The organism is Gaetbulibacter jejuensis, assembly GCF_039524015.1.
Classification (GTDB): Bacteria; Bacteroidota; Bacteroidia; order Flavobacteriales; family Flavobacteriaceae; genus Gaetbulibacter_B; species Gaetbulibacter_B jejuensis.
Map to the genome: position 1 here is coordinate 1,305,717 of NZ_BAAAGF010000001.1, position 25,424 is coordinate 1,331,140.

A 25,424-nucleotide genomic window follows, 5' to 3' on the forward strand; every position below is an offset into this window, starting at 1 on the left:
TGTTTTCTTCGTTAACGAATTAAATTAATGCTTGATTTAGGTTTATTTTTTATTAAAAGACAATAATTATGTAATCGATTGTCAGTTTGGTTTTCATGCTGTTTTTGTATAGGTAATTTATAGTTGTGATTTTTTATTTCATCATTTGTACGTTGTTATAAATCAGTCGTTTTATTTGGCTTCATCTGAGGTTTTAAATGTTTTATGTTTACTGTAGTTTAGTACATTATCTTTCTTCTGTAAAATGTTAATTAATGATCACAACTTTGCATTTGATAAATTAATAAATATATTTATGCAATCGATTACAGTTTTTATGAATATTATATTGGTGGTTCAAAACTTCATTTTACTATCTTAATTCTATCAAGAAAATATGAAAAGAATAAGTGCTTTTTTAGTTGTTGCTTTAGCTTTAAACACTGCGTTTTTTGCTCAAAATAACTCGAATAAAGAGTTGACCATGGAGCAATGTGTTAATACTTTAAATGTAGAGAATTCACAGAGTACAAAAGTTGGTTATCAATATTGGTTTGCTGATAAAGAATTTCTTGATGGTAGAACATTAAAATTAAGTGTTGTAGAACCACACAAGGCAACACATGAGCCACATAAACATGAAGAAGATGAGTTCTTTTTTGTCTTGGAAGGTACAGCTGAATTTTTTCTAAATGGAGAAACTGTAGTTGCTGGCCCTTATACTAGCTTTTATTGTCCACCTAACTCATTGCATGGTATTAGAAATGTTGGAGACACTGAATTAAAATACCTGGTAATTAAAAAATATAATTTAAGCGATAAATGAAACCAATCAATACAGCCCTTTGTTCATTTGGGATGAGTGGGCTTTTATTTCATGCGCCTTTTGTGAACACGAACAAGGGGTTTAATCTTTATGGAGTTTTGGAGCGGACTAAAAACCTTGCGCAAGAAAAGTACTCTAAAATAAAAACATTTAGAACTCTCGAGTCTCTTTTAAAAGATGATAATATTGAATTGGTTATTTTAAATACGCCAAATATTACTCACTATAATTTTGCAAAACAGATTATTCAATCAGGCAAGCACCTTGTGGTTGAAAAGCCTTTTACAACTAGTGTTGAAGAAGCAGATGAATTGATACAATTAGCAAAGGTTAATAATGTTAAAATGGCCGTATTTCATAATAGAAGATGGGATAGCGACTTTTTAACAGTGAAAAAAATTGTAGACAATAATACACTTGGAGATATTGTTGAAGCAGAATTTCATTATGATAGATTTGATCCTGAGTTGAGTTATAAAGTTCACAAAGAAACACCAACCGAAGGCGTAGGAAGCCTTTATGATTTGGGTTCACATATCATTGATCAAACTTTAGTGTTGTTTGGAAAGCCCAAAGCTATTTTTGCTAACATAGATAGTTTTAGAGAACAATCTAAAGTAGCAGATTATTTTGACGTAAAACTTTTTTATAGTAATCATAAGGTGACTTTAAAATCAAGTTATTTTGTTAAGCAGCCTATTCCATCTTATATTATTCATGGTAAAAAAGGTTCGTTTTTAAAATCAAAAGCAGATGTTCAGGAAGCTGAACTTCAAAGAGGCATTTCACCAGATGTAAAAAACTGGGGAATTGAGCCTGCTTCGGGACAGGGTTTGCTAAACACTCAAAAAGAAAATGTTTCTGTTAAGGAATATATTACTTCAGAAGCTGGTAATTACATGGTCTTTTACGATAAAATTTATGAATCCATAAGAAATGATAAACCTTTACCAGTTTCTGCAGAAGAAGGTAAAGCAGTCATTGAAATTATTGAAGCTGCTTTAAAGAGTAATACTGAAAGGCGAATTATAGATTTATAGATAATTAATTCAGAAATAATAGTAAAAAATACAAGCACTTATAAATGAAAACATACTTAGTAATTTTAATAGCATTAATCACTTTTAATGTACAGTCTCAGGTACACGATAAATCTTGGAGGCATATTATCTACGGTAAAGAGGCTTCTTGGTTTGCTACAGATGAAGCCAAGGAAATAGCTGAAAATGTATTACTGTATCAAAGAGATATTGGAGGTTGGCCAAAAAACATACAAATGCACAAACCACTTTCAGAAAAAGAAAAACAAGAGCTGTTAAACTTAAAATCGGTAGGTGATAATGCTACAATAGATAATGGAGCTACTATACAAGAAATGCTTTTTTTATCAAAAATGTTTCGGCAAACCCAAGATGAAACCTATAAAGCAGCTTTTTTAAAAGGTTTAGGTTATATTTTGGAAGCACAGTATGATAATGGAGGTTGGCCACAATTTTATCCATTAAAAAAAGGATACTATACACATATTACGTACAATGATGATGCAATGTATAATGTGATGAAGCTTTTAAGCGAATTAAAGTTAAACACAGGATTTTATTCAATCACTCCTGAAAAATCTCAACTCGAAAAAGTAAATCTTGCTTATCATAAAGGCATTGATTGTATTTTAAAAACCCAGTACAAACAAAACGGAGTTTTAACGTCTTGGTGTGCACAACATGATGAAAATACATTGCAACCTGCTAAGGCAAGAGCTTATGAACTACCTTCGTTAAGTGGAGCCGAATCTGCCAATGTGGTTCTGCTTCTTATGTCAGTTGAAAACCCTTCCAATGAAATTATCAATGCAGTGAATAGTGCTGTGAATTGGTTTGAAAAAACAAAAATTACAGGTTTAAGAAAAGACAGGGTTTATGATGATGTTGGTAAAATAGTTGATAAAAGGATGGTTCCTGATGAAAAAGCACCTGCTATTTGGGCACGTTTTATGGAACTTGATGATAACACTCCATTTTTTTGCGATAGAGATGGAATTAAAAAAAGTACACTTGCCGAAATAGGAGAAGAACGTAGAAATGGTTATGCATGGTACACTAATAAACCACAAGCTGTATTGGACCAATATCCTGAGTGGAAGAAAAAATATGATTTACAATCACAAAAGTCTCCCAAAAACCCAATGAAAATTGTTGTGGCACAAGATGGAAGTGGAGATTATACAAGTATTGTTGAAGCTATCAATAACACTAAGGCTTTTCCTTATGAGCGTATTACAATTTTTATCAAAAACGGAGTTTACAAAGAGAAAATAAAAATTTATGAGTGGAATGAAAACCTAGCTTTAGTTGGAGAGAGCAAAGAACAAACTATCATTACTTATGATGATTATTTTAATAAGATAGGTTTGGGACGAAACAGCACTTTTCACACCTACACACTTTTAGTTGAAGCTAATAATGTAATTTTGAAAAATCTCACCATTGAAAATTCTTCAGGTGAAGTTGGGCAAGCTGTGGCTTTGTCTGTATTTTCTGATGAAGTTGTTGTTGCTAATTGTAATCTTTTGGGTAACCAAGATACTTTGTATGCATCAGGAAAAGGAAAGCAGTATTTCAAGGATTGTTATATTGAAGGGACAACCGATTTTATCTTCGGAAGTGCAACAGCATTCTTCGAAAATTGCCATATTCACAGTAAAAAGAATTCCTATGTTACTGCTGCCTCTACACCACAAGATGCTGCGTTTGGTTATGTGTTTAAAAACTGTAAACTTACTGCAAGTGAAGACGTTGATGAAGTCTATCTTGGAAGACCATGGCGATTGTATGCGCAAACTGTTTTTATAGATTGCGAATTAGGAGAGCATATCTTGCCAATAGGTTGGCATAATTGGTCAAAACCTGAAGCTGAAAAAACAGCTTTCTATGCAGAATATAGTAATAAAGGAAAAGGCTTTCAACCTAAGGAACGTGTGGATTGGTCACATCAATTATCTAAGAAGGAAGCAAAAAAATATACATTGAAAAATGTATTAGGAAATCATAAAGACAGTTCAGAAAAAGAATGGTATGAAGCATTATAAATTTGCACTTATTGTAATAATTATACTCTTTCAATCATGTAATGAACAGGTTGAAAAGGAAAAGGTTGAGGTTACACAAAACCCTATTACAATCTATAGTATTGGTGATTCCACGATGTCAGATAAACCTAATCCTGAAGAGAATCCCGAACGTGGTTGGTGCCAGATGTTGCCACAATTTTTAAACGATGATATAAACTTAGAAAATCACGCTGTCAATGGTCGCAGTACACGAAGCTTTATTGATGAAAAACGTTGGGATTCGGTGTATGGAAAATTGAAAAAAGGGGACTATGTGTTTATTCAGTTTGGGCATAACGACCAAAAAAAGAATGCGCCTAAACGCTTTACCAATCCGTTTACAGCCTACCGAAATAACCTTATAAAGTTTGTTGAAGACACTAGAGCTAAAGACGCAAACCCAGTACTGTTTACGTCTATTGTTCGACGAAATTTCAACGAAGATTCAACCTTGGTAGATACACATGGTGTGTATCCCTTGGTGGTTCGAATGGTAGCTCAAGAATATAATGTGTCACTTGTTGATTTACAGTATTTAACCGAACAGTTGGAAGAGTCGTATGGTGTTGAAGACTCTAAGAAATTGCACCTGCATTATGCGCCTAGTGAGATTCCATATTATCCCGAAGGTAAAGAAGACAACACACATTTATCAGTTTTAGGAGCAACTGAAGTGGCAAAATTAGCAGTTAAAGCACTTCAGGATAACCTTCCAGAAAGCACAACTTTTTTCAAACAGTAATTTATGAAACGTTTCGTATGTCTTATTCTGTTTTTGATTACTGTTCACATCAAGGCTCAGGAGCAATACAACAGAGATTCAATAGTTGCAAGTATTGAACGTCAAATTCTTCTGCCAACAATTCCTGAATATACAGTTCAAATTACTGATTTTGGCGCTAAAGGTGATGGTGTCAAAGATTGTAAAAGCGCTTTTGACAAGGCAATGAAAGTATGTTCAAAACAGAATGGAGGTACGATTGTCGTTCCTGAAGGTATTTATAAAATTAATGGTCCAATTCACTTTGTAAGTCATGTAAGATTACATTTGGAGGAAGGTGCTACCTTAGTTTTTGGAACAAATCCTAAAGATTACCCAATGGTTTTAACAAGTTGGGAAGGTACTACACTGTATAATTACAGTCCGATGATTTATGGCTACAACGTCAATAACGTGGCGATAACTGGAAAAGGCATTATTGATGGCGAAGGTCACTCATTGTGGAGTATATGGAAGCCTAAAGAAGCAAAAGGAAAGCAATTGAGTCGTGAGATGAATCATAAGGAATTGCCTATTGAAGACCGTGTTTTTGGTGACGAATTTTACCTTAGACCACAACTGGTTCAGTTTGTGAATTCCAAACACATTTTAATTGAAGATATCAAGGTTGAAGATGCACCATTTTGGTGTGTGCATTTGCTGAAAAGTGAAAGCATTACACTTCGCGGAATTCGATATGATGCGCATAATAAAAATAACGACGGATTGGATATTGAGCAGTCTAAAAACGTGCTTATCGAAAATGTAACCTTCAACAATGCAGATGATAATATTGCTATTAAAGCAGGAAGGGATAATGATGGTCGGAATACTTCAGAAATGCCTTCAAAAAATATCATTATCAGAAACAATAATTTTAAAGGTTTGCATGCCATTGTAATTGGTAGTGAAATGTCTGCTGGTGTAGAAAATGTATACGCTTACGATAATAAGGCTGTCGATTATGTGAAACGTGGTATTTATCTTAAAACCAATTCAGATAGAGGTGGTTTTATCCGAAATATTTACGTAGAAAACACTCAGTTTTTAGATGCTGAAGACGCTATTTATGTCACGTCAAATTACCATGGAGAAGGTAGAGGATTCTTTCCGTCTAAAATATCAAATATTCATATTTCCAATGTAAGCTTTGGTGAAATTTCAAATACTGCAATCGTCATTGAAGGCTATCCCAAACTTAAAGTTGAAGATGTTTGGTTGGATCATATCACAATCAAATCGGCAAAAAACGGAATGACCTTGACTAACACTAAAAATGTTCAGTTTAATGAAGTTGTGATTGGAGAAAAACAAACCGTTCCAAGTGCTGTTAATTAAGAAGACTATGAAAAAAATAATAAGTACAGTACTGTTGATGTTGGTAACTGTTACGATGCATTCTCAAACAACGGTAGCATTGTGGGAAAACGATATTCCTGATGCTATTAATAACTCAAATTACCAAGAGAAACCCGTTTTAGATAATGGTGTTTTAGTAAAAATCCAAAAAGTTGTAAAACCAACGCTTACAATTTATAAACCTAAAAAACCTAATGGTACAGCAATTGTGATTTGTCCAGGAGGTGGTTATCGTCATTTGGCTATGAATAAAGAAGGTTTTAAAGTTGCTGAATGGTTAAGTACGCTTGGTGTTACTGCTATTGTGTTGAAGTACAGATTGCCTTCAGATAGTATTATGAAAAATAAATCTGTTGGACCTTTACAAGATGCGCAAGAAGCTATGCGTTATGTAAGACGTCATGCTGCAGCATTGAATATTGATCCTAGTAAAGTAGGTGTTTTAGGGTTCTCTGCTGGTGGTCATTTAGCTGCTACTTTGTCAACACAATATGATTTAGGTGTCTATAAGCACGATAATACAAGTGCTAAACCTGATTTTTCAATCTTAATTTATCCAGTCATTTCAATGGATAATAGCATTACGCATCAAGGTTCCAAAACGAGCCTGTTAGGTGAAAACCCTTCTTTTGAACGTGTGCAGCAATTCTCAAACGAGTTACAAGTTGATGAGCATACACCAATGACATTTATAGTTCATGCAACGGATGACAAATCGGTTCCTATAGAGAATAGCTTAAGATATTATATGGCTTTAAAAAAACATCAAGTACCTGCTGAACTTCATATTTATGAAAAAGGAGGACATGGTTTTGGCTTGGGACGTAAATATACAAGTCAATTTTGGGCTTTTACTTGTGAAAAGTGGTTGTTATCCCATACTTTTACATCTTCAAAGCATAATTAAAATACTTTTTTGAGAAAAGCTATCCAATTTATGATTATTAGTGCATTGGCATTTACATTGCTAAATGTTGGTGTGAAGTATCTTGGGAAATTCAACGTGTATCAAATTGTGTGTTTTAGGGCTTTAGGATCGCTTTTTTTTACATATCCATTTCTGATTAAACATAACATTTCAATTGTTGGCAATAAAGTGAAACTTTTATTGTTAAGAAGTGCTTGCGGATTAATTGCAATGACCTTGTTTTTTTCATCCTTAAAATTATTACCAGCAGGAACTGCGGTTTCCATTCGATATGTAGCTCCAATATTTGCTGCAATTTTTGCCTTATTCATTTTAAAAGAGCGTATAAAACCTTTGCAGTGGTTGTTTTTTATATCTGCATTTGTAGGTGTTTTAATGCTAAAGGGATTTGACTTAAGCATGATTGGATTGGGATTTTTGATGGCTATTATTTCTGCGGTTTTTACTGGTTTAGTGTTTGTTGTTATAAGACAAATTGGAAATAAAGATCATCCTATTGTGGTTGTCAATTATTTTATGACTATGTCTTTTGTGGTTAGCGGAATTCTTTGTATTAATTATTGGATAACGCCTCAAGGTTGGGAGTGGTTGGTCTTGCTTAGTCTAGGAGTTACGGGCTACTACGGACAAGTCTATATGACCAAAGCAATGCAACAGTCTGAAACACGATTGGTAGCACCTTTAAAATACATTGAGGTTATTTTTACAATGCTAGTAGGTGTAATTTGGTTTCAAGAAGGTTATACTTTTATGAGCGTTTCAGGAATATTGTTGATTCTTGTAAGCTTGGTGATGAATGTTTATGTGGTTAATCAGAAGAAAAACCTCAAATGAGTTAGAATTTTTTAAAATACACACTTTATTTAAACACCACTAAAAGCGTTAAACCCACCATCCACTGTAATAGTTGATCCTGTCATAAATCGTGAAGCTTCACTTGCTAGTAAATGTACAGCTCCATTAAGTTCCTTAGCTTCACCAAAACGTTTCATAGGTGTGTTTTTAATGATAGTCTCACCTCGTTGTGTTAAAGAACCATCGTCATTGGTTAATAAACGTCTGTTTTGATCTGCAATAAAAAATCCTGGAATAATGGCATTGACTCTTAATTTGTCACCAAATTTTAAAGCCATGTCAACGGCCATCCAGCGCGTAAAGTTTTCCATAGCAGCTTTTGATGCCGAATAACCAACAACTCGAGTTAAAGCTTGTGCAACAGCTACAGATGAAACATTAATAATTGAGCCACTATCTTGAGTAGACATGTGTTCTCCAAAAACTAACGAAGGGATTACGGTTCCCATAAGATTAAGATCTGTGACTTTGCTGAAATCTTCAACGGAAATATCAAAAAGCGACTCGTTTGGAGCTAATGTGGCTCCAGGCATGTTTCCGCCAGCAGCATTGATAAGAACATCAATTTGTTTCCACGTCTTTATAATGGAATCTTTTACACTAATAAGATTTTCTTTGTCTAAAACATCGGCTTTTAAACCAATAGCGTGTGTTGAGGATAGTGCTTTAGCAAAGTCCTTGGCTTTAGATTCGTTGCGACCTAAAATAACAACTTTGGCTCCAGAATTTATCATGTGTTTAGCAATACTAGATCCAAGAACACCATAGCCACCAGTGATTACAATAACTTTGTCTTTAATATCAAAAATTTCCATAGGATAGTTAATTGATGGTTTAATAAATAACATCTTTGTAAAATTACAATGATTTTACTGATAAGAAAACTGAATGAACTTAGTGTTTTGTTAAAATATAAAGAGCTGAAAGTAAAAAATAGAAAAGGACAATTTCAAAACACTATGAAATTGTCCTCTTTTGTGGAGTCGGAGGGACTCGAACCCTCGTCCAAACAAGCTATCAAAGGGCTTTCTACACGTTTAGTCTGTTATTGTTTTTTCGATTGTAAGCTGGCAAAAGACAGCCTACTTACAACTTAGCTTTTGTATCTCGAAAGTGCATCAAAGCGCTACACTATCTTAGTTAATCTTTACGATGCCTCTAATTAGAACGCCATTAACCAAGGCTTTCAGGAGACATTTAGCTTTCCTACCTTGTAGGACGAGGCCTGATCTTACTATGATTCAGATTAAGCAGCTAAAGCGTAGTTATTCTCGCCGTTTAAAAAGTTGACCTAGCCTTTTACGTGTATCATGGTCGTTACACGACGTGCTTACCGTTTAATGAGTCTCGCTGTCAAAACCAGTCGACCCCTTTATTGTCTTAAAAAGACAGTTTGCAAAGTTATTAAAAAGTTTGTATAACCCTACTTTAACTCTTATTTTCGTACAAATTTTATACCAATATTTAATTGACCAAAACTGTCAGTTATCATCATAACATACTTATTTATATGAAATTCGCAATCATTAAAGAACGTAAAAATCCACCTGATAGACGTGTTGTATTTTCACCAGAAAAACTAGCTGAGGCAAAGTCTTTGTTTTCAAAATCAGAATTTGAGGTAGAGTCTTCAGATATTAGAGTTTTTCCTGATGAGGATTATGCTTCAAAAGGATTTGATGTGTCTCAAGACGTGTCTGATTGTGATGTGATGATAGGTGTAAAAGAAGTGCCTATTGAGGCTTTAATTCCGAATAAAAAATACTTTTTCTTTTCGCATACCATAAAAAAGCAACCTTATAATAGAAAATTGCTTAAAGCTATTTTAGAGAAAAATATAGAGCTCTATGACCATGAAACTATTGTTAGAGAAGATAATGCGCGTTTAATTGGTTTTGGACGTTATGCAGGTTTGGTAGGTGCTTACAACGGTTTTAGAGCTTTGGGTTTAAGAGACAATTTATTTGATTTACCAAAAGTTGAAACCCTTGCCGATTTAGATGAAGTCAAAGCAGAGTTGAATAAAATTACAATTCCTAATATAAAAATATTGCTGTCTGGTACAGGTAAAGTAGCTTATGGTGCTAAAGAAATTTTAGACCATTTGGGTGTTAAACAAGTTAGTGATGCATTGTATTTAACTTCAGAGTTTACTGAGCCAGTGTATTGTATGGTTGATGTTATGGAGTATAATAAACGTAAAGATGGTAAGGTTGGTGATAAATATGAGTTTTACAACGATCCATCAGGATATGAAAGTAATTTTATGCCTTATGCTAAGCAAACCGATTACTTTATTGCTGGACATTTTTATGGTAACAATGCACCATTTTTATTCACTAGAGAAGATGCTAAAGATAAAGCGTTTAGAATTAACCTAGTTGCCGATGTGTCTTGTGATATTGATGGACCAGTGGCTTCAACCATACGACCTTCCACTATTGCAGATCCGTTTTATGGTTATAATCCGCAAACCGAAAAAGAAGAAGCGTATAACGCTGAAGGAGCAATAACAGTAATGGCAGTTGATAACTTACCTTGTGAGTTGCCAAAAGATGCAAGTGAAGGTTTTGGTGATATGTTTTTAGAACATGTGATACCTGCATTTTACAACAACGATGCTGATGGTGTATTGCAACGTGCAAAAATTACTGAAAATGGTCAATTGACTGAGCGTTTTAAATACCTTCAGGATTATGTTGATGGTTTGGAATAGTTAAATAACGGTTGCTTTTTCTTTTAAAACTTTCAGCATCCAATAAGAAATCGCTAAAAAACTACCAAAAGTTATTGTAAATACCCAAGCTTCAATATTGGGTTTAAAAATGATTTCAAAAATATCTGTAAATATTGCAGAAGGTTGATTTATGATTTCCCAGGAATTATAGCGTAAAAATCTACCGAGATAAATGCCAAATGCAGTAAGACCGAAAAGTAATAACAGTATTGATGAAATGTACTTTTTGTTGATATACTGATGCAATAATTTTTCCATGTCAGATAAAGACAAAAAGAAAAGCATTAAACCGTTGTAGGCAAATGAGGTAACTAGTAACACGTCTAGCCACAACATTGGGTTTGAGCTTATTTTTAGGTGTAATAAATCGGTAACAATATAAGGTGCGTTTGGTAAAAAGAGCAACCAAACTAAAAACCAAAATGCGAACACAAATTTTTTAGGTTTTGAAATACTGCTTAAATAGGTTGTGATACCATACGGAATGATAGCTAAAAAAAGATTCCATACCAAAAATAGAAAGAAGAAGGAATGCGTTATTTTAGCTCGAATCATCAACAAAACAATGCTTAAGGCTAACGAAGCTGTAAGTATTAAAATAAGTTTGAAACGGTTGAATAGTAAGCTTTTTATGGTGTTCATGATTTTGATGTTTTTAAATGTTCAATACATAATATGGTTAAAACTCCAAGAGTGTAGGCTATTAAATCACTAATGTGAAACGTACTACCAAGTATGAGTTTTGCAAGGTGACTGTCTCTTAAGTTTAAGACATCCAACAAATTGAAGAGCTGCAAAAATTCAATACTAAAAGCAAAAAGTAATACATCAACTGCAGCAGCAAGTGGCTTTATGTTACTAAAACTTTTAATACATGTATACATTAAAATAACTACCAAATAATCGCCAAAAGTGTGACGAATAAAACCTTCTTTTAAAAAGATAGCAATAGCAATTTCAACTACTAGAAGTAAGGTGAAAAACGCAAAGTATGTTTTGTTAAATTTTAGTGTCATAGAAGTACTTTATGTATAGGAAAAGTTATCATCATATAAAAGTAAAGTATAGCAATAGGGATGTTTAGCAGCATTAACCCACATGTTTTTAGGGCATCTGTTTTGTCAGTTTTATTCAGTAAAGTTTGACCAATAATAGCGGTTAGTATTACAATGTTTACAATAACTTCAATAAAAACTATTGCAGCAGCAGTAAAAATGTCAATAAATGAATTACCAAAATATAAGTAAAAGGATAGTAAACAAGTTCCAATGACAAAGCTTACTAATGCAACTATTTTTCCTGTGAAATTAATGTTGTTTTTCATCTTTATGATTTTTAATGAAACCTCGCTCATTTCAAAATAAAAACTGAAAGAGGAGCGAGGATTCACTCACCAACTAATAAAACTAACCGTTATTCCAATCAATTTTTCTAGATACAAACATTACAATAGCAAGTATTATAAACAAGCCAACGCTACCAACCAATAATGCATAGTTTTCTAACTGAATTATCACATATATAAACGTGTATAATGCAGTTAAGGACAAGCCAATAAACAGTGGGAATTTAAACGTTTTCAATATTGATTTAGAGTATAGTGTAATGAGTGCAACTACCGAAATTCCTGCCACTAAATAGGCTTTTAAAAAGTCGCTATGTTCTGAAATGGAAACCAATAAGGTGTAAAACATAGTTAGTGCTAAACCAATCATTAAATATTGAAACGGATGAATATTTATTTTACTCATAGTTTGTATCAGGAAAAACACTAAAAATGTAAGACCAATAACCAAAAAGCCATATTTAGCTGAACGTTCACTTTTTTGATATTCATCAACCATTACAACAAACTTGGTTCCAAACGCAAACTTGTTGAGGTTTGGTATTTTGTTAAGGTACTGTTGCGAAAAGGCTCTATTGATATGAAGCACTTTCCAGTTGGCTTTAAAACCGTCTTTTGTAATTTCTTTTGTTTCATCATCAGGTAGATAGTTGCCTGTAAAACTTGGATCTGCCCAATTGGAACTCATGTGCATTGTAGTGGTTTTTCCTATAGGCACAACTTTTATGCTTTTACTACCATTATATGAAATACTAAAATTGAAATTGATGTTGGCATATTTTGGTACGTCGCTTTCTTTTAAGAAACCAGATTCTAACTCATCTAAATAACCGCTATAGTTTTTGGGATTATCACTAAAGTTGGTTTCAAACGTGTAACTACTATCATTAAGCTTAATGTTCATTTCATTTTTAATACCTTTTAAGTTTGAAGTTTTAATAAGTACTGTGGCTTTGTCCCAAATAATATCTTCGTCTTTTATGTCTTTAAGTTGAAGTTGCGGTTTGGTGTAAAATCCTTTAAAATCCATGCCAGTTGTGTAAACTGCAGATTCAAAGTTGCCTCTTTTTAAGGTTTTTGAATTTACATTGGAAGTGACATCTAAACTCTCAGGAAAAATGTAAGCATAGTTAATATGCGTAGTGGTTTCGGTAAGATAGGTTTTAGTCTTATCGTTGTAGGTTTTTGTTTCAGAATAGGTCTTGTATGGGAGTTTTAAAATAGGCCCATAAACGAGTACTTCATTTCCCCATTTTTCATTGATTTCATTAACTACATCTTGTTGTCGCATGGAGCGTTCAGTAATTAAACTATTGATGTATGCTAACGGAATAAGTAATATAATTACCAAGAAGCCAACCATTAGCATTCTAGCAGTGATTGAAGTTTTAATCCAATGTCCAAATTTGTTCTGTTGTTTTTGTTGATGTTCCATGTTGTTTGTATTTAAAGTACTTTGAATTTCAAAGTAGATTGATAAAAAATATATTTATTGTTTGTTAATTAATTTTTCGAGGGCTTCAATATGCTTTTTAAATTCTGCTTTACCAAGTGTTGTGGTAGAGTAACGTGTGTTGGGTTTTCGTCCAATAAATTGCTTTTCAACCTTAATATACTCAGCAGCTTCCAATGCTTTTGTATGGCTAGCAAGATTACCATCGGTTGCGCCTAAAAGCTCTTTAAGCGTATTAAAATCGGCATATTCATTTACCATTAAAATAGACATGATGCCTAATCTAATTCGGTGATCAAAAACTTTATTTATGTTGTTAATTATGCTCATCACTTTCTTGCTAAGGCAAGAATCTTAATTTTTAATTGTGTTATGTTTTGTTAAATATGCACCTATTACTACGAGCAAAACGCAAACTATAATTGTTATTGAATTAGCAATTATTGGTAATATATTAAAATCAATACAATCTAATTCGCCTTGCCTTTTTCCTCTATAAAATGCAAAAAATATAGACGCAAAAATTAATAGATAACCTAGATGTTTTTTAATCATCAATCATGTTTTTGGTTTAGTTTGTATTTCGGTTTCAATTTCATTTTCTATCATACTTAAAATGCATTAGTGTACCATAAATAATATGCATTACACCAAAACCTAAAACCCAAAACCAAAATCCGTAACTAGGCATTAATGCACAAATTAAACCTAAAATTATTTCGGTAAATCCTAAATATCTAATATCTCCAATACTGTATTTTGAAGCACTTATTAATGCTAATCCATAAAAAATAAGCATTAAGGCAGCAGTATGACCATAACGTTCTTGTTTTAAAATAATGAGTATATAAATACCTCCTGTAATTAACGGAACCAAAAAGTTTAGCAATAAGCGTTTTGATGAACTATCCCATATTTTCTCATTGTTTTTTTTGGCTTTTTTTGTGGTTAAATAAATACCAGTAACAATACTTAAAAATGCAACGCCTAACAGAATTGCAAAACAGATATTAAAGATAGTACCATCAAGAATAAGATAACCTCTTACCGAATTTGATACAATATAATATGCTATTGCAGCTCCAACAAGCGCGTAAACACCAGCGAGAATCCCTGAGAGACCGCTAAGTGAAATAAAACGAGACGACTTGTTCATCAAGTTTTTAATCTCGCTTATGTCTTTTAAATAATCTTTTGACTCCATATAAAAGTACTTTGAATTACAAAGTAAGTAAATTTATTTTAGTTTTTGGATATAAATTTTTGTTAATTTTGAAATGAAACTAGAACCAAGTGAAACCAGCAGAAGCTTATATTTATAACCAACAAGAGCCTTTTAAGTCTATATTAATGCACGTTCAAATATTAATAGAGCATACATTTCCTGAGGCGCATTTGGAGTATAAATGGAAAATTCCATGCTATTATATTGGCACAAGACCAATTTGTTATCTCAATAAAAGTAAAGATTATATTGATGTTGGGTTTTGGCATGCTAACCACATTACAAAACATGCAGATTGCTTAGTTTCGGAAAAACGAAAGAAGATTAAATCGTTACGTTATAAACAACTTGACGATATCGATGACAGCATTTTTATTAGTATCCTTAGAGAAGTAGAAGCCTTTAAGAATTCGTCATTTATGAAATAACTATAGCTCTTTATAAACTATATAGTTTTCAAACACGAGTCCTTTAAAAGACTTTTTTTGTTTTTTCTCAACACTATAATATTGGTCTTCAAAAAAAGGTAATGCAGTAATACTAACATCAGACTTAATTATCTCATAGCCATTGGTGATGACTTTAGACTCAATAATTCGCATAAGCTTTATAGCTATACCTTGACGTTGGTAATCTTTATGAACAAACAAACCGTCAAAATAGTTGCCGTTTTTTAAATAAGCAAAGCCTACAATGCGGTTTTCATTTTCAGCAACAATAAAGTAGTTGTTTTTTATCCTGTCTTCCCACTTATCAAGATCATTTGCTCCAGAAGCCCAAACTTGTATTTGTTTTTCAGAATAGTCTTTAGAGTTTATAGCTCTTATGGTATCTCTGAAAACAGAAGTAATTTCAGGTATGTCTTCTAGTGTAGCTTGACGTATTTTAAGTTCCAAAATTAAAGACTGTTTACAGTTTTTCTAATTGCAGTTAAGTTGGTAAGCAATTTTTCTAGATTATCTAAATGTAGCATGTTAGCACCATCACTTTTTGCATTTGCAGGATCAAAATGCGTTTCAATAAACAAACCGTCTACATTGTTTACAACTCCAGCTCTAGCAATGGTTTCAATCATATCTGGTCGTCCACCAGTTACACCTGCACTTTGGTTAGGTTGCTGAAGGGAGTGCGTAACATCTAAAACAACAGGAGCATACTGCTTCATTGTAGGAATACCTCTAAAATCTACAATCATATCTTGATAGCCAAACATAGTTCCTCTATCCGTTATCCAAGCTTTGTCGCTACCAGAATCTTTAACTTTTTGTACAGCGTGTTTCATGGCTTCAGGACTCATAAACTGTCCTTTCTTTAAGTTTACCACTTTGCCAGTTTGTGCTGCAGCAACCACTAAATCGGTTTGACGAACCAAAAAAGCAGGAATTTGAAGTACATCAACATATTCGGCAGCCATAACAGCATCAGAAACCTCATGTATATCTGTTATTGTAGGAATATCAAACGTTTCAGATACTTTCTTTAAAATCTTAAGTGCTTTTTCATCACCAATTCCTGTAAAACTGTCTATTCTACTTCTGTTAGCTTTTTTAAAACTACCTTTAAATACATAAGGGATTTCAAGCTTATCTGTAATAGAAATCACTTTTTCTGCAATACGTAAAGCAATATCTTCACCTTCAATGGCACATGGGCCACAAAGCAAGAAAAAGTTATCAGAATTAGTGTGTTTTAGTTTAGGAACTTCGTTAAGATTCATCTGCTTTTTGTTTGAAAATTTCAGCAGCAAAGATAATCATTTAAAAGCTTCTTTTTAAACTATTTCTTATAATCCATAATGCCATTATAAAATTAGCAATTGCTAAAAAGCCACCATACAAAATAAACTTTTTGGTAGTGTATGATAACGACACAATGTTAAGCACATCAGACAGGTATGCTAAAATCATGTACGATGACAAGCATACAAAGGTAATTCCTAATGTAAAATTGAGTTTGCGGTTTGGTTTTAGTACTTGCCATAAAAATGGAATACCAAACAGTAAAATAGGATATGCGCTTATACCTTCACTACGGTTTACAACAGTAAACCAGTAGGCAATTATTGCTAGAAAGTATAGGTAAGGGACAAATTTTGAATATTTGCTAATTATTTTCATCTGTATTAATTTAAGGGTTCAGATGTAAAATCACCAATATGTATAGCACAGTTGGTTAAATTGGCTATTTACTATTAATCATAATCTTTAACGTAATATACGAACAGAAATTATGGCTAAGATGGACTATAACATTTAATTAACTAACGACTCCTTAAGTGTTAAAATGTGTGTTTTGTTTTTAAATTGCTGAAAATTAGTTTTTTGAATTTCATAGGAGACTGTTTTTACAACTCAAGGTTATTTTTTCTTTAACATTAAAGAATTATCTGTATAGATGTATTTTACAAAAGATTTTAGCGTACATTTGCACGCTTAAAATAAGACGTCATTATGGCTAGTATTAAAAACATTGCAATCATTGCTCACGTTGACCACGGAAAAACTACTTTGGTTGACAAAATTATGTACCATTGTCAGTTATTTCGTGAAAACGAAAATACAGGAGATTTAATTCTTGATAACAATGATTTAGAACGTGAAAGAGGTATTACAATTACTTCAAAAAACGTTTCGGTAACTTATAAGGATACCAAAATAAATATTATTGATACTCCTGGTCACGCCGATTTTGGTGGAGAAGTAGAGCGTGTGCTTAATATGGCTGATGGAGTGTTATTGCTTGTAGATGCTTTTGAAGGTCCTATGCCACAAACACGTTTTGTACTTCAAAAAGCTATTGACTTAGGTTTAAAACCATGTGTGGTTGTAAACAAAGTTGATAAAGAAAACTGTACACCAGATGAGGTTCATGAAAAAGTATTTGATTTAATGTTTGAATTAGGTGCTGAAGAGTGGCAGTTAGATTTCCCAACAGTTTATGGTTCTGCTAAGAACAACTGGATGAGTGAAGACTGGAAAAAACAAACCGAAAATATCGAACCATTGTTAGACATGGTAATTGAGCATATACCTTCTCCTAAAATTGAAGAAGGAACTACTCAAATGCTAATTACATCTCTAGACTTTTCATCGTTTACTGGAAGAATAGCTATTGGTCGTTTAACAAGAGGAGAGCTTAAAGCTGGACAAAATATCTCACTAGTAAAAAGAGATGGTTCAGTTGTAAAGTCTAAAGTAAAAGAACTTCATGTTTTTGAAGGATTAGGACGTAAAAAGGTAGATGCTGTAGAGGCAGGAGATATTTGTGCATTAGTTGGTTTAGAAGGATTTGATATTGGAGATACTGTTGCCGATTTTGAAAACCCAGAAGGTTTAAAAACCATAGCTATTGATGAGCCAACAATGAGCATGTTGTTTACAATTAACGACTCACCATTTTTTGGTAAAGACGGAAAGTTTGTAACCTCTCGTCATATTAAAGAACGTTTAACCAAAGAGCTTGAAAAAAACCTTGCATTGAGAGTTCAAGAAACTGATAGTGCAGATAAATTTATGGTTTTTGGTAGAGGTGTATTGCATCTTTCAGTATTAATCGAAACGATGCGTCGTGAAGGTTATGAGCTTCAAATTGGTCAGCCACAAGTAATCATCAAAGAAATTGATGGTGTAAAATGTGAGCCAGTTGAAGAAATGACTATTGATTTACCAGAAGAAGTTTCAGGGAAAGCTATAGAAATGGTGACCATGCGAAAAGGTGAAATGCTAAGCATGGAAGCTAAAGGTGAGCGTATGGTGTGTGAGTTTATTGTACCTTCTCGTGGTATTATTGGTTTACGTAACCAATTATTAACTGCTACTGCAGGAGAAGCTATAATGGCACATCGTTTTAAAGAATATCAACCGATAAAAGGAGGTATTCCTGAGCGTCAAAATGGAAGTTTAGTGTCTATGGAAAAAGGTACAGCAATTCCTTATTCTATTGATAAATTACAAGAAAGAGGTAAGTTTTTTATTGATCCAGGAGAAGATATCTACGAAGGTCAAGTTATTGGCGAAAACTCTAGAGGAGACGATATGGTAGTTAACGTTACAAAAACTAAAAAGCTAAGTAACGTACGTAGTTCTGGAGCTGATGATAAAGCTAAAATTGTTCCAGCTATTAAGTTTTCGTTAGAAGAAGCTTTGGAATATATCCAAAAAGACGAATACGTAGAAGTAACACCAAATCACTTACGTTTACGTAAAATTTTATTGACTGAAGTTGAGCGTAAGAGAAGCAAGAGTATTTAATAATTACTGATATATTTTAAAAAAGGAATTCTATAAAAAGAGTTCCTTTTTTATTTAATAGTAGTAAATAATAGTTTGTTCAAATTATTACAATTAAATTGAGCAATTACTTTTAAAGATTATAAATGAAATTTCTTGATAGGTTTTTAAGAGATTATAGAATAAATGTAGCTAGTCGATATGTTAGAGTTAACGACAAGATATTGGATATTGGATGTTTTGATGGGTATTTGTTTGAGAAACTAGCGAAGAAAAATATTCAAGCTAGTGTAGGTTTGGATCCTTTGTTGAAAAACGATTCTAAAAAAGGAATTCATACACTTTTGTCAGGAAAATTCCCTGAAGCTATTTCTGATAATGAAACATTTGACTGTATTGTGATGTTAGCAGTGTTAGAGCATATTCCAAGAGAAGAACAAAAGCAATTTAATAGTCAATTTGATAAGTTTTTAAAATCTAAAGGACGAGTAATAATTACAGTTCCATCTCCATTGGTTGATCATATACTTGTTGTGTTATCTAAGCTAAGATTAATTGATGGTATGTCTCTAGACGAACATTATGGTTTTGAAACTAAAGAAGTGTTTACTTTACTTGATAAACAAAGGTTTAAGTTGGTGAAATATAAAAAATTTCAGTTAGGCTTAAACAACTTATTTGTTTTTGAAAAATTAAACTGACTCGTTTTTTTGAGTTTGACTTTTTAGACTTAAAATACTAAAAAACAGACTAAATAAAATAATTTGTATGCCTAGTAATATTGTAAATGCAGCAGGAATTACAATACGCAATGTGTCAGACGGATTTAGATTTCCAAAGTTCAAATTCTTCCAAACTGTAGTTCCGTAGACACTTAAACCAAACCCTAATAGTAACAACAGGCTTCCAACGATTAAACCAGATTCTAAATTAAGATATTTAAAAAGTTTGTTATAACGATTACTTTTAGGTAAAAGCCCATTTTCAACAGCAAAAATCTTGGTGAGAGCATAAAACACAAAAAATTGAAATCCAATTAAAAAGATACTTGCAGTGTATAGTAGTGTGTGTACGTCAAAACTAATATTGTAGATGTGAACAGGTTTTATAACGAGCAATGTAGATGTTGTAAACCCTAAGAGCATTAATAAAATACTTGGGTATAAGAAAAGCCAGTTAGGAGCATAAAGCATTAAAAACCTAAGATGCCTCCAACCGTCTCTCCAAGTGTTTAAGTGAGGAGGTCTAGATCTACCGTCTTTATGTAAAATTGTTGGGACTTCTGTAATCGATAAGTTATTAAGCTTTGATTTTACAATCATTTCAGAGGCAAACTCCATTCCTGTTGTTTTTAAATTCATTTTCAAATAAGCTTCTTTTGAAAAACCTCTTAACCCACAGTGAAAATCACCAATTTTAATATTAAAGAATAAACGACCTATAAACGACAGTACAGGATTGCCTAAGTATTTATGAAGAAAAGGCATCGCGTTTTTTTTAATACCACCTTTAAATCGGTTACCCATAACTAAATCATAACCTTCTCTAAGTTTTAGTATAAAAAGATCTAAAGCTTCAAAGTCATAGCTGTCATCAGCATCAGCCATAATAATATATTTTCCTTTAGCGGCATCAATACCTCCTTTTAAAGCGCTTCCATAACCTTTGTTTGTTACATGAACAACATTAGCATTAAGATTTTGAGCAATAGCAATAGAACCATCAGTACTGCCATTATCGGCAATTATAATTTCTCCGTTAATATTATGTTTTTTTATGAATGATTGTGCTTTAGTGATGCAAACCTCTAAAGTTTCTGCTTCATTTAAACATGGCATTACTATAGATAATTCAATGTTTGATTCCATGTTTAATTTGTTTAAATAGAATAATGAATATTAAAAAATACAAAGCGTAATTATAGAATAAATACCTAATAATTGAATGGCTTGCTAAGCAAACTAAAAGTGTGTTTGATAGTATTAATGCAGACAACATGAATAACAAATAATAATTGTTGTTATTGCTTGTAAATAATTTTATTAGGCTTAATGAAAATACGGTAACAATAATAATAAGTATGACTATGCCATTGAACGCATGAATTAAATTGGCAAAAAACAAGTTAAGCCATTTATTGAAATTTTGATTAATTAGTGAAAATGAAATATTTCGTAATGTATTTTCTATAGATAAATGTGCTTGAGCTATTTCTAAATGGGTTGAGTTAGATAGTTCGTCTTCCAAAAAAAAAGCTCTACCATAATAATGTACTGTTCTATTACAAATATTAGGAATATGATTATGAAAAAAACTGTAGTAATCTTTGTAAGAACCTTCTTTTTGGTTAGTTAATAAAAGCTTTTGCTTATCTAGTTTGTTGTAGCAAATATCAAATACCTTTTTGTCATTTCCAGTAAGTTGGTTGGAGTCACTTTTTTCAGATACATAAAATGCAGCTGTAGATATATTTACAAAACTAAAAGGAGTGGACATAAAAATACCATCTTTTAATTTGTGGTAGCTTTTATCAGCTAAAAGGACTACTACAGGTAATAGTAGTAAAACTATAAATCTATTTAAATGTGGTTTTTTAAACAGTGTTTTTTTATGTTTCAAAATATACATAAAAGCAATAGGGACTATAGCAATAATAAATTGCCCTCTGGTTAACGCCAATAATAAAAATACTACAATGAAATACTTAAAGGACTTTGTGTTTGTAAAGAAAAAATCTATCCCAAAAGCTACAAAAAGTAAGTATAAAGGGTAGCTCAAACCTTCGGAACAAATATTGTTAGCAACTTCTAATGGAGGAAGAAAAGGAAATAATAGAAAAGCGAATAATCCTATTTTAGTGATTAAGTTAAACGTAATCAGTTTTGAAATCTTGGTGTAAAAAACAAATGTTGCTAAAAGCCCAAAAATAGCTTGAAAAGTAATAACTAAAACATCGAAAACTTTACCGCTAAAAAATAAATCAAAACATTTGATAAAAATTACATATCCAAGATGTCTGTATGGCATTGCTTCTAGGTAGCTGCGAGTATCAGGAGAATATATAGCAGGTTGAAAAATCAGATATAAGAAAACAGCTAAATAAACTATTAGAAGTAGCTTGTTTTCACTTTTTTTGATTTTTACTATCAAGGTCTTGATTTTAGAGTATAAATATAGAATAATTGAGTATAAATGTAACTTGAAGACTAAAAATTATTGTATTTTGGTAGCCAGATGATAATGACATTATTAGAGATTAATCTTACACATTGAGCACTTACAAAGTAGTTAAATACCAACCAGGATATAAACTTGTTTGGGATGCTTTTGTTAAGCATTCAAAGAATGCTACTTTTTTATTTCATAGAGATTTTATGGAGTATCATCAAGATAGGTTTGAGGATTATTCTTTATTGGTTTTTAAGGAAAATAATGTTGTTGCATTACTGCCTGCTAATGTAACAGAACATATTGTATATTCACACCAAGGACTGACTTATGGAGGGTTGATTTTAGCTGATGGTATTGAAGAAAGTTTATTGGAGAATATTCAAAATGAAATTTTTAGTTATTTAAAAAATGATAGGGTTAAATATTTAGTTGTTAAAGTGCTCCCAGAAATTTATAGTTCTGAAGCTAAACATTGTCTAAAAATTTATTCTAAGAACAACAACCATGTTGTTGAAAATCAAAATATGGTACTTGCCATAGATTACAATTCTGATTTTAAAATTCATAAAACCAAATTAAAAAGATTTAAAAAATTAGATTCAAGTTTTAGGATTAAAGAAGGTAGGAGTGAACTTGTTAATTTTTGGAATGCTTTATTAGTTCCAAGATTAAAGGAAAAGTACCAATCAAAACCAGTTCACAGTCTGTCGGAAATTGAATATTTGCAGAGTAAATTTAAAAATGAAATTGTTCAGTACAATATTTATAAGGATGAGAGTCTATTAGCAGGAATAACAATTTTTATAAAAGGTAAAACAGTTAAATCTCAATATGGAATTGCTTCAGTAGAAGGCGAAAAAAATTATGCGTTGGATATATTGTTTGTATATTTAATTGAAAAGTTTAGAAATGAAGGTAAGCAATATTTTTCTATGGGTACTGTTAATAACAGTTCTGAGTTAGGTTACAGTAAAGGAATGCTTAAACAAAAACAAGAGTTTGGTTGTAGGGTTTACATGCAAGATGTAATAAAGATAACGGTAGATGATTAAGTTTTTAGATCTACATAAAATCAATTCTAGATATGAAAAAGAGTTTTCAACCAAGTTTACTGCTTTTTTGGAGTCTGGATATTATATACTAGGAAAAGAAGTTGACTTATTTGAACAAAACTATGCAGCATACTGTGGTACAAACCATTGTATAGGGACAGGAAATGGATTAGATGCTTTAGTACTTATCTTTAAGTCTTTTATTCATTTAGGCAAATTGAAATTAGGAGATGAAGTTCTTGTGCCTGCAAACACTTATATCGCATCAATACTCTCAGTAATTGAAGCAGGGCTAAAGCCTGTTTTTGTTGAGCCAGATGCTAAAACTTTTAATATTTCTCCTTCAGAAATAGAAAAACACATATCAGTTAATACTAAAGCCATTATGCCAGTACATTTGTATGGACAATTGGCTGATATGGAAAAGATAAATGCTATTGCTAAAACACATGGTTTACTTGTAGTGGAAGATGCAGCCCAAGCTCATGGAGCTGAAAACAATTTAGGAATTAAAGCAGGAAATCTTTCAGATGCTGCTGCTTTTAGCTTCTATCCAAGTAAAAATTTAGGAGCTTTGGGCGATGCTGGTGCAGTAACAACCAATAATGAAGACATCGCTAATTGCATCAGACTTTTAAGAAATTACGGTAGTAAAGAAAAATACAAAAACGAAATTATAGGTTGTAATAGTAGGCTAGATGAATTACAAGCAGCCTTTTTAAGTATTAAATTAAAAGGGTTAGATAATGAAAATAAAAGAAGACAAGAGGTAGCTACACAATATCTTAATGGAATTATAAATGAGAAAATTATCTTGCCTTTTTATGATACTACTAAAAACCATATATTTCATGCGTTTGTAGTTCAGGTAAATGAACGCAAAAAGTTTACTGAATATTTAACTAATAATGGTGTAGGTTGGCTTATTCATTATCCTATTGCGCCTCATAAGCAAAATGCGTTTACGAAGTACAGCGAGTTAAATTTACCAATTACTGAAAGCATTCATAATTCTGTTGTAAGTATTCCAATGAGTCCAGTGATAACAGATGCAGAAGTTAAAAAAGTTATTGAAACATTAAATGCCTATTGATTGAAAAAGTTATTCGATTATATAAACACCAATGTGTTGGTTAAAGTTGCTCATCTAAATTCAGCAACTATAATCACAAAAATTTTAGCCGGATTATTTACATCCAAAGCTATTGCTGTTTTTATTGGAGTTGAAGGGATGGCTTTAATAGGCAATTTAAGAAATTTCTTAAGTGCAATTCAGTCACTCGCAATTTTAGGGTTTTATAATGGAGTGGTAAAATCAATAGCAGAGTTTAAACAAGATGCAGTAAAACTGAGTAAAGTGTTATCAACTTCATTTTATCTTGGATTTACAGTCACCATACTATTGTGTTTCTTGTGCTACTACAATGCAGAAACCGTAAATAACTTTTTATTTTCAGACAATTATAATTATGCCTATGTAATAAAAATATTGGCACTAGCATTACCATTTTATTCATTGAATATGTTTAGCTTTTCAATAATGAATGGGTTTGCCAAATATAAAATCCTGTTGATTATAAATATAATTGGGCAAGTTCTTGGGTTACTTGTAACCTTGCTACTAATTTATCAAAACAATATTGATGGAGCATTGGTCTCTGCAGTTATTGCACCTTCTTTAATTTTTTTAATTACTGTTGTTGGGTTTATAAATCAACGTAGTTTGGTGTCTTCGGTTAAAATATCAAATGTTAGTATCGATATATTAAAAAAACTAGGTCCTTTTGCTCTTATGGCATTAGTTTCAGCAGTAGCATTACCATTAATTTCTATTATGATTAGAAATTATATTAGTGATTCTATAGGAATAAAAGAAGCAGGTTATTGGGAGGCAATTAATAGAATATCAGATTATTATTTAATGTTTGTGACCTCGTTGATGTCGTTATATATCCTTCCAAGATTTAATGAGATAGATAACAAAAAAGAGTTTAGAAATGAAGTGTTTAGTTTGTACAAATCCGTAATCCCAATTTTTGGTATTGGTCTCATACTTATTTATCTATTAAGACCATTTATTGTGCAAATCGTTTTTTCTAAAGATTTTGAACCAGTAGAAGACTTGTTTTTATGGCAATTGTTAGGTGATTTTGTAAAGGTGTTATCTATAGTTATAGCATATCAGTTTATTGCTAAAAAAATGTTCACTCACTTTATAATTATTGAGGTGTTTTTGGCGATAGTACTTTACCTATCTAGTGTATACTTAATTGATAGTTTTGGTGTTAAAGGAGCTGTAATTGGGCATTTTGTGAGTTATTTAATGCATTATGGTGTTATTTTATTAATATTTGGAAGTTCGCTCTTTGGGTTGGATTCTGATAAGTCTTTGGATTAAA

The 25,424-nt window shown here is 32.1% G+C and carries 26 protein-coding genes and 1 other RNA gene; 14 read left to right on the forward strand and 13 right to left on the reverse strand.

Annotated features, from left to right (window positions below; all coding sequences use genetic code 11):
• Positions 1-376: 376 nt before the first annotated feature.
• Genes ABD011_RS05715 through ABD011_RS05745 form a run of 7 tightly spaced genes read left to right on the forward strand, consistent with a single transcriptional unit; the run spans position 377 to position 7,792 of the window.
• The gene (locus ABD011_RS05715) at positions 377-805 is read left to right on the forward strand and encodes a cupin domain-containing protein (RefSeq protein ID WP_343796522.1); all 429 of its coding nucleotides are present in this window, start codon (positions 377-379) and stop codon (positions 803-805) included.
• Positions 802-1,845 (forward strand): Gfo/Idh/MocA family oxidoreductase, encoded by a 1,044-nt coding sequence (locus ABD011_RS05720; protein WP_343796524.1) that lies wholly within the window; start codon positions 802-804, stop codon positions 1,843-1,845. The genes ABD011_RS05715 and ABD011_RS05720 overlap by 4 nt, the downstream gene beginning before the upstream one ends.
• A gap of 44 nt (positions 1,846-1,889) precedes the next feature.
• A complete protein-coding gene (gene pelA / locus ABD011_RS05725; protein WP_343796527.1) occupies positions 1,890-3,890 on the forward strand; it encodes a pectate lyase in 2,001 nt (666 codons plus the stop codon).
• Positions 3,877-4,653, forward strand: a complete 777-nt coding sequence (locus ABD011_RS05730; protein ID WP_343796529.1) for a rhamnogalacturonan acetylesterase — start codon at positions 3,877-3,879, stop codon at positions 4,651-4,653. Before pelA ends, ABD011_RS05730 begins: the two co-directional genes overlap by 14 nt.
• A 3-nt stretch (positions 4,654-4,656) precedes the next feature.
• The gene (locus ABD011_RS05735; RefSeq protein WP_343796531.1) at positions 4,657-6,009 is read left to right on the forward strand and encodes a glycoside hydrolase family 28 protein; all 1,353 of its coding nucleotides are present in this window, start codon (positions 4,657-4,659) and stop codon (positions 6,007-6,009) included.
• A 7-nt stretch (positions 6,010-6,016) separates the two neighbouring features.
• The gene (locus ABD011_RS05740) at positions 6,017-6,937 is read left to right on the forward strand and encodes an alpha/beta hydrolase (RefSeq protein ID WP_343796533.1); all 921 of its coding nucleotides are present in this window, start codon (positions 6,017-6,019) and stop codon (positions 6,935-6,937) included.
• A 9-nt stretch (positions 6,938-6,946) separates the two neighbouring features.
• Positions 6,947-7,792, forward strand: a complete 846-nt coding sequence (locus ABD011_RS05745; protein WP_343796535.1) for a DMT family transporter — start codon at positions 6,947-6,949, stop codon at positions 7,790-7,792.
• 29 nt (positions 7,793-7,821) lie between these two features.
• On the opposite strand, the gene ABD011_RS05750 is transcribed toward ABD011_RS05745, so the two are convergent.
• Both ABD011_RS05750 and ssrA read right to left on the reverse strand, forming a co-directional pair.
• The gene (locus tag ABD011_RS05750; protein ID WP_343796537.1) at positions 7,822-8,661 is read right to left on the reverse strand and encodes an SDR family oxidoreductase; all 840 of its coding nucleotides are present in this window, start codon (positions 8,659-8,661) and stop codon (positions 7,822-7,824) included.
• A 127-nt stretch (positions 8,662-8,788) separates the two neighbouring features.
• Positions 8,789-9,184: a transfer-messenger RNA gene (ssrA, locus tag ABD011_RS05755) on the reverse strand.
• A gap of 139 nt (positions 9,185-9,323) precedes the next feature.
• On the opposite strand from ssrA, the gene ABD011_RS05760 reads away from it, so the two are divergent.
• On the forward strand, positions 9,324-10,529 hold the full coding sequence (locus tag ABD011_RS05760; protein ID WP_343796539.1) for an NAD(P)-dependent oxidoreductase: 1,206 nt from the start codon (positions 9,324-9,326) through the stop codon (positions 10,527-10,529).
• On the opposite strand, the gene ABD011_RS05765 is transcribed toward ABD011_RS05760, so the two are convergent.
• The 6 genes from ABD011_RS05765 to ABD011_RS05790 all read right to left on the reverse strand — a co-directional run bounded on the left by ABD011_RS05765 (position 10,530) and on the right by ABD011_RS05790 (position 14,552).
• Positions 10,530-11,192: a DUF1361 domain-containing protein gene (locus tag ABD011_RS05765; protein ID WP_343796542.1), complete on the reverse strand. Its 663-nt coding sequence runs from the start codon at positions 11,190-11,192 to the stop codon at positions 10,530-10,532.
• Positions 11,189-11,566 (reverse strand): ribosomal maturation YjgA family protein, encoded by a 378-nt coding sequence (locus tag ABD011_RS05770; RefSeq protein WP_343796544.1) that lies wholly within the window; start codon positions 11,564-11,566, stop codon positions 11,189-11,191. Before ABD011_RS05770 ends, ABD011_RS05765 begins: the two co-directional genes overlap by 4 nt.
• Positions 11,563-11,874: a hypothetical protein gene (locus tag ABD011_RS05775; protein ID WP_262732008.1), complete on the reverse strand. Its 312-nt coding sequence runs from the start codon at positions 11,872-11,874 to the stop codon at positions 11,563-11,565. Before ABD011_RS05775 ends, ABD011_RS05770 begins: the two co-directional genes overlap by 4 nt.
• A gap of 82 nt (positions 11,875-11,956) precedes the next feature.
• Positions 11,957-13,330 (reverse strand): cell envelope integrity protein CreD, encoded by a 1,374-nt coding sequence (creD, locus tag ABD011_RS05780; protein ID WP_343796548.1) that lies wholly within the window; start codon positions 13,328-13,330, stop codon positions 11,957-11,959.
• Positions 13,331-13,384: 54 nt separating this feature from the next.
• A complete protein-coding gene (locus tag ABD011_RS05785) occupies positions 13,385-13,678 on the reverse strand; it encodes a winged helix-turn-helix domain-containing protein (protein WP_129759110.1) in 294 nt (97 codons plus the stop codon).
• A 265-nt stretch (positions 13,679-13,943) separates the two neighbouring features.
• Entirely contained in the window at positions 13,944-14,552 is a 609-nt protein-coding gene (locus tag ABD011_RS05790; protein ID WP_131505809.1) for a hypothetical protein, read from the reverse strand.
• Between the two features lie 89 nt (positions 14,553-14,641).
• Between ABD011_RS05790 and ABD011_RS05795 the strand changes: the two genes are divergently transcribed.
• Complete coding sequence (locus ABD011_RS05795) at positions 14,642-15,001, forward strand: DUF1801 domain-containing protein (RefSeq protein ID WP_343796551.1); 360 nt, start codon at positions 14,642-14,644, stop codon at positions 14,999-15,001.
• On the opposite strand, the gene ABD011_RS05800 is transcribed toward ABD011_RS05795, so the two are convergent.
• Genes ABD011_RS05800 through ABD011_RS05810 form a run of 3 tightly spaced genes read right to left on the reverse strand, consistent with a single transcriptional unit; the run spans position 15,002 to position 16,690 of the window.
• A complete protein-coding gene (locus tag ABD011_RS05800; protein ID WP_343796553.1) occupies positions 15,002-15,469 on the reverse strand; it encodes a GNAT family N-acetyltransferase in 468 nt (155 codons plus the stop codon).
• Between the two features lie 2 nt (positions 15,470-15,471).
• Positions 15,472-16,290 (reverse strand): 3-deoxy-8-phosphooctulonate synthase, encoded by an 819-nt coding sequence (gene kdsA / locus ABD011_RS05805; RefSeq protein WP_343796555.1) that lies wholly within the window; start codon positions 16,288-16,290, stop codon positions 15,472-15,474.
• 40 nt (positions 16,291-16,330) lie between these two features.
• Positions 16,331-16,690: a hypothetical protein gene (locus ABD011_RS05810; RefSeq protein ID WP_129759105.1), complete on the reverse strand. Its 360-nt coding sequence runs from the start codon at positions 16,688-16,690 to the stop codon at positions 16,331-16,333.
• 333 nt (positions 16,691-17,023) lie between these two features.
• On the opposite strand from ABD011_RS05810, the gene typA reads away from it, so the two are divergent.
• Together typA and ABD011_RS05820 are read left to right on the forward strand one after the other, a co-directional pair.
• A complete protein-coding gene (gene typA / locus ABD011_RS05815) occupies positions 17,024-18,823 on the forward strand; it encodes a translational GTPase TypA (RefSeq protein WP_208325353.1) in 1,800 nt (599 codons plus the stop codon).
• 125 nt (positions 18,824-18,948) lie between these two features.
• The gene (locus ABD011_RS05820; protein ID WP_343796560.1) at positions 18,949-19,503 is read left to right on the forward strand and encodes a class I SAM-dependent methyltransferase; all 555 of its coding nucleotides are present in this window, start codon (positions 18,949-18,951) and stop codon (positions 19,501-19,503) included.
• On the opposite strand, the gene ABD011_RS05825 is transcribed toward ABD011_RS05820, so the two are convergent.
• Together ABD011_RS05825 and ABD011_RS05830 are read right to left on the reverse strand one after the other, a co-directional pair.
• A complete protein-coding gene (locus tag ABD011_RS05825; protein WP_131505803.1) occupies positions 19,495-20,670 on the reverse strand; it encodes a glycosyltransferase family 2 protein in 1,176 nt (391 codons plus the stop codon). The genes ABD011_RS05820 and ABD011_RS05825 overlap by 9 nt on opposite strands.
• Positions 20,654-21,952 (reverse strand): hypothetical protein, encoded by a 1,299-nt coding sequence (locus tag ABD011_RS05830; protein WP_343796563.1) that lies wholly within the window; start codon positions 21,950-21,952, stop codon positions 20,654-20,656. The genes ABD011_RS05825 and ABD011_RS05830 overlap by 17 nt, the downstream gene beginning before the upstream one ends.
• 224 nt (positions 21,953-22,176) lie before the next feature.
• Here ABD011_RS05830 and ABD011_RS05835 point away from each other — a divergent pair, with 224 nt between their 5' ends.
• The 3 genes from ABD011_RS05835 to ABD011_RS05845 are packed head-to-tail and all read left to right on the forward strand — an operon-like array spanning position 22,177 to position 25,423.
• Positions 22,177-23,025, forward strand: coding sequence for a FemAB family protein (locus ABD011_RS05835; protein WP_343796565.1), 849 nt, complete (start codon positions 22,177-22,179; stop codon positions 23,023-23,025).
• Entirely contained in the window at positions 23,018-24,118 is a 1,101-nt protein-coding gene (locus ABD011_RS05840) for a DegT/DnrJ/EryC1/StrS family aminotransferase (RefSeq protein ID WP_343796568.1), read from the forward strand. Before ABD011_RS05835 ends, ABD011_RS05840 begins: the two co-directional genes overlap by 8 nt.
• Entirely contained in the window at positions 24,119-25,423 is a 1,305-nt protein-coding gene (locus ABD011_RS05845) for an O-antigen translocase (protein WP_131505800.1), read from the forward strand.
• Position 25,424: the final 1 nt, after the last annotated feature.

Excerpts from the sequence above, each read along its gene's own strand:
- ABD011_RS05790 (WP_131505809.1), bottom strand. The coding sequence starts at position 14,552 with ATGGAGTCAAAAGATTATTTAAAAGACATAAGCGAGATTAAAAACTTG.
- ABD011_RS05835 (WP_343796565.1), top strand. The coding sequence starts at position 22,177 with ATGGAGTATCATCAAGATAGGTTTGAGGATTATTCTTTATTGGTTTTT.
- ABD011_RS05740 (WP_343796533.1), top strand. The coding sequence starts at position 6,017 with ATGAAAAAAATAATAAGTACAGTACTGTTGATGTTGGTAACTGTTACG.
- kdsA (WP_343796555.1), bottom strand. The coding sequence starts at position 16,290 with ATGAATCTTAACGAAGTTCCTAAACTAAAACACACTAATTCTGATAAC.
- ABD011_RS05770 (WP_343796544.1), bottom strand. The coding sequence starts at position 11,566 with ATGACACTAAAATTTAACAAAACATACTTTGCGTTTTTCACCTTACTT.
- ABD011_RS05760 (WP_343796539.1), top strand. The coding sequence starts at position 9,324 with ATGAAATTCGCAATCATTAAAGAACGTAAAAATCCACCTGATAGACGT.
- ABD011_RS05750 (WP_343796537.1), bottom strand. The coding sequence starts at position 8,661 with ATGTTATTTATTAAACCATCAATTAACTATCCTATGGAAATTTTTGAT.
- ABD011_RS05775 (WP_262732008.1), bottom strand. The coding sequence starts at position 11,874 with ATGAAAAACAACATTAATTTCACAGGAAAAATAGTTGCATTAGTAAGC.
- ABD011_RS05720 (WP_343796524.1), top strand. The coding sequence starts at position 802 with ATGAAACCAATCAATACAGCCCTTTGTTCATTTGGGATGAGTGGGCTT.
- ABD011_RS05730 (WP_343796529.1), top strand. The coding sequence starts at position 3,877 with ATGAAGCATTATAAATTTGCACTTATTGTAATAATTATACTCTTTCAA.
- pelA (WP_343796527.1), top strand. The coding sequence starts at position 1,890 with ATGAAAACATACTTAGTAATTTTAATAGCATTAATCACTTTTAATGTA.
- ABD011_RS05840 (WP_343796568.1), top strand. The coding sequence starts at position 23,018 with ATGATTAAGTTTTTAGATCTACATAAAATCAATTCTAGATATGAAAAA.
- ABD011_RS05810 (WP_129759105.1), bottom strand. The coding sequence starts at position 16,690 with ATGAAAATAATTAGCAAATATTCAAAATTTGTCCCTTACCTATACTTT.
- ABD011_RS05820 (WP_343796560.1), top strand. The coding sequence starts at position 18,949 with ATGAAATTTCTTGATAGGTTTTTAAGAGATTATAGAATAAATGTAGCT.
- ABD011_RS05735 (WP_343796531.1), top strand. The coding sequence starts at position 4,657 with ATGAAACGTTTCGTATGTCTTATTCTGTTTTTGATTACTGTTCACATC.
- typA (WP_208325353.1), top strand. The coding sequence starts at position 17,024 with ATGGCTAGTATTAAAAACATTGCAATCATTGCTCACGTTGACCACGGA.
- ABD011_RS05785 (WP_129759110.1), bottom strand. The coding sequence starts at position 13,678 with ATGAGCATAATTAACAACATAAATAAAGTTTTTGATCACCGAATTAGA.
- ABD011_RS05825 (WP_131505803.1), bottom strand. The coding sequence starts at position 20,670 with ATGGAATCAAACATTGAATTATCTATAGTAATGCCATGTTTAAATGAA.
- ABD011_RS05765 (WP_343796542.1), bottom strand. The coding sequence starts at position 11,192 with ATGAACACCATAAAAAGCTTACTATTCAACCGTTTCAAACTTATTTTA.
- creD (WP_343796548.1), bottom strand. The coding sequence starts at position 13,330 with ATGGAACATCAACAAAAACAACAGAACAAATTTGGACATTGGATTAAA.
- ABD011_RS05715 (WP_343796522.1), top strand. The coding sequence starts at position 377 with ATGAAAAGAATAAGTGCTTTTTTAGTTGTTGCTTTAGCTTTAAACACT.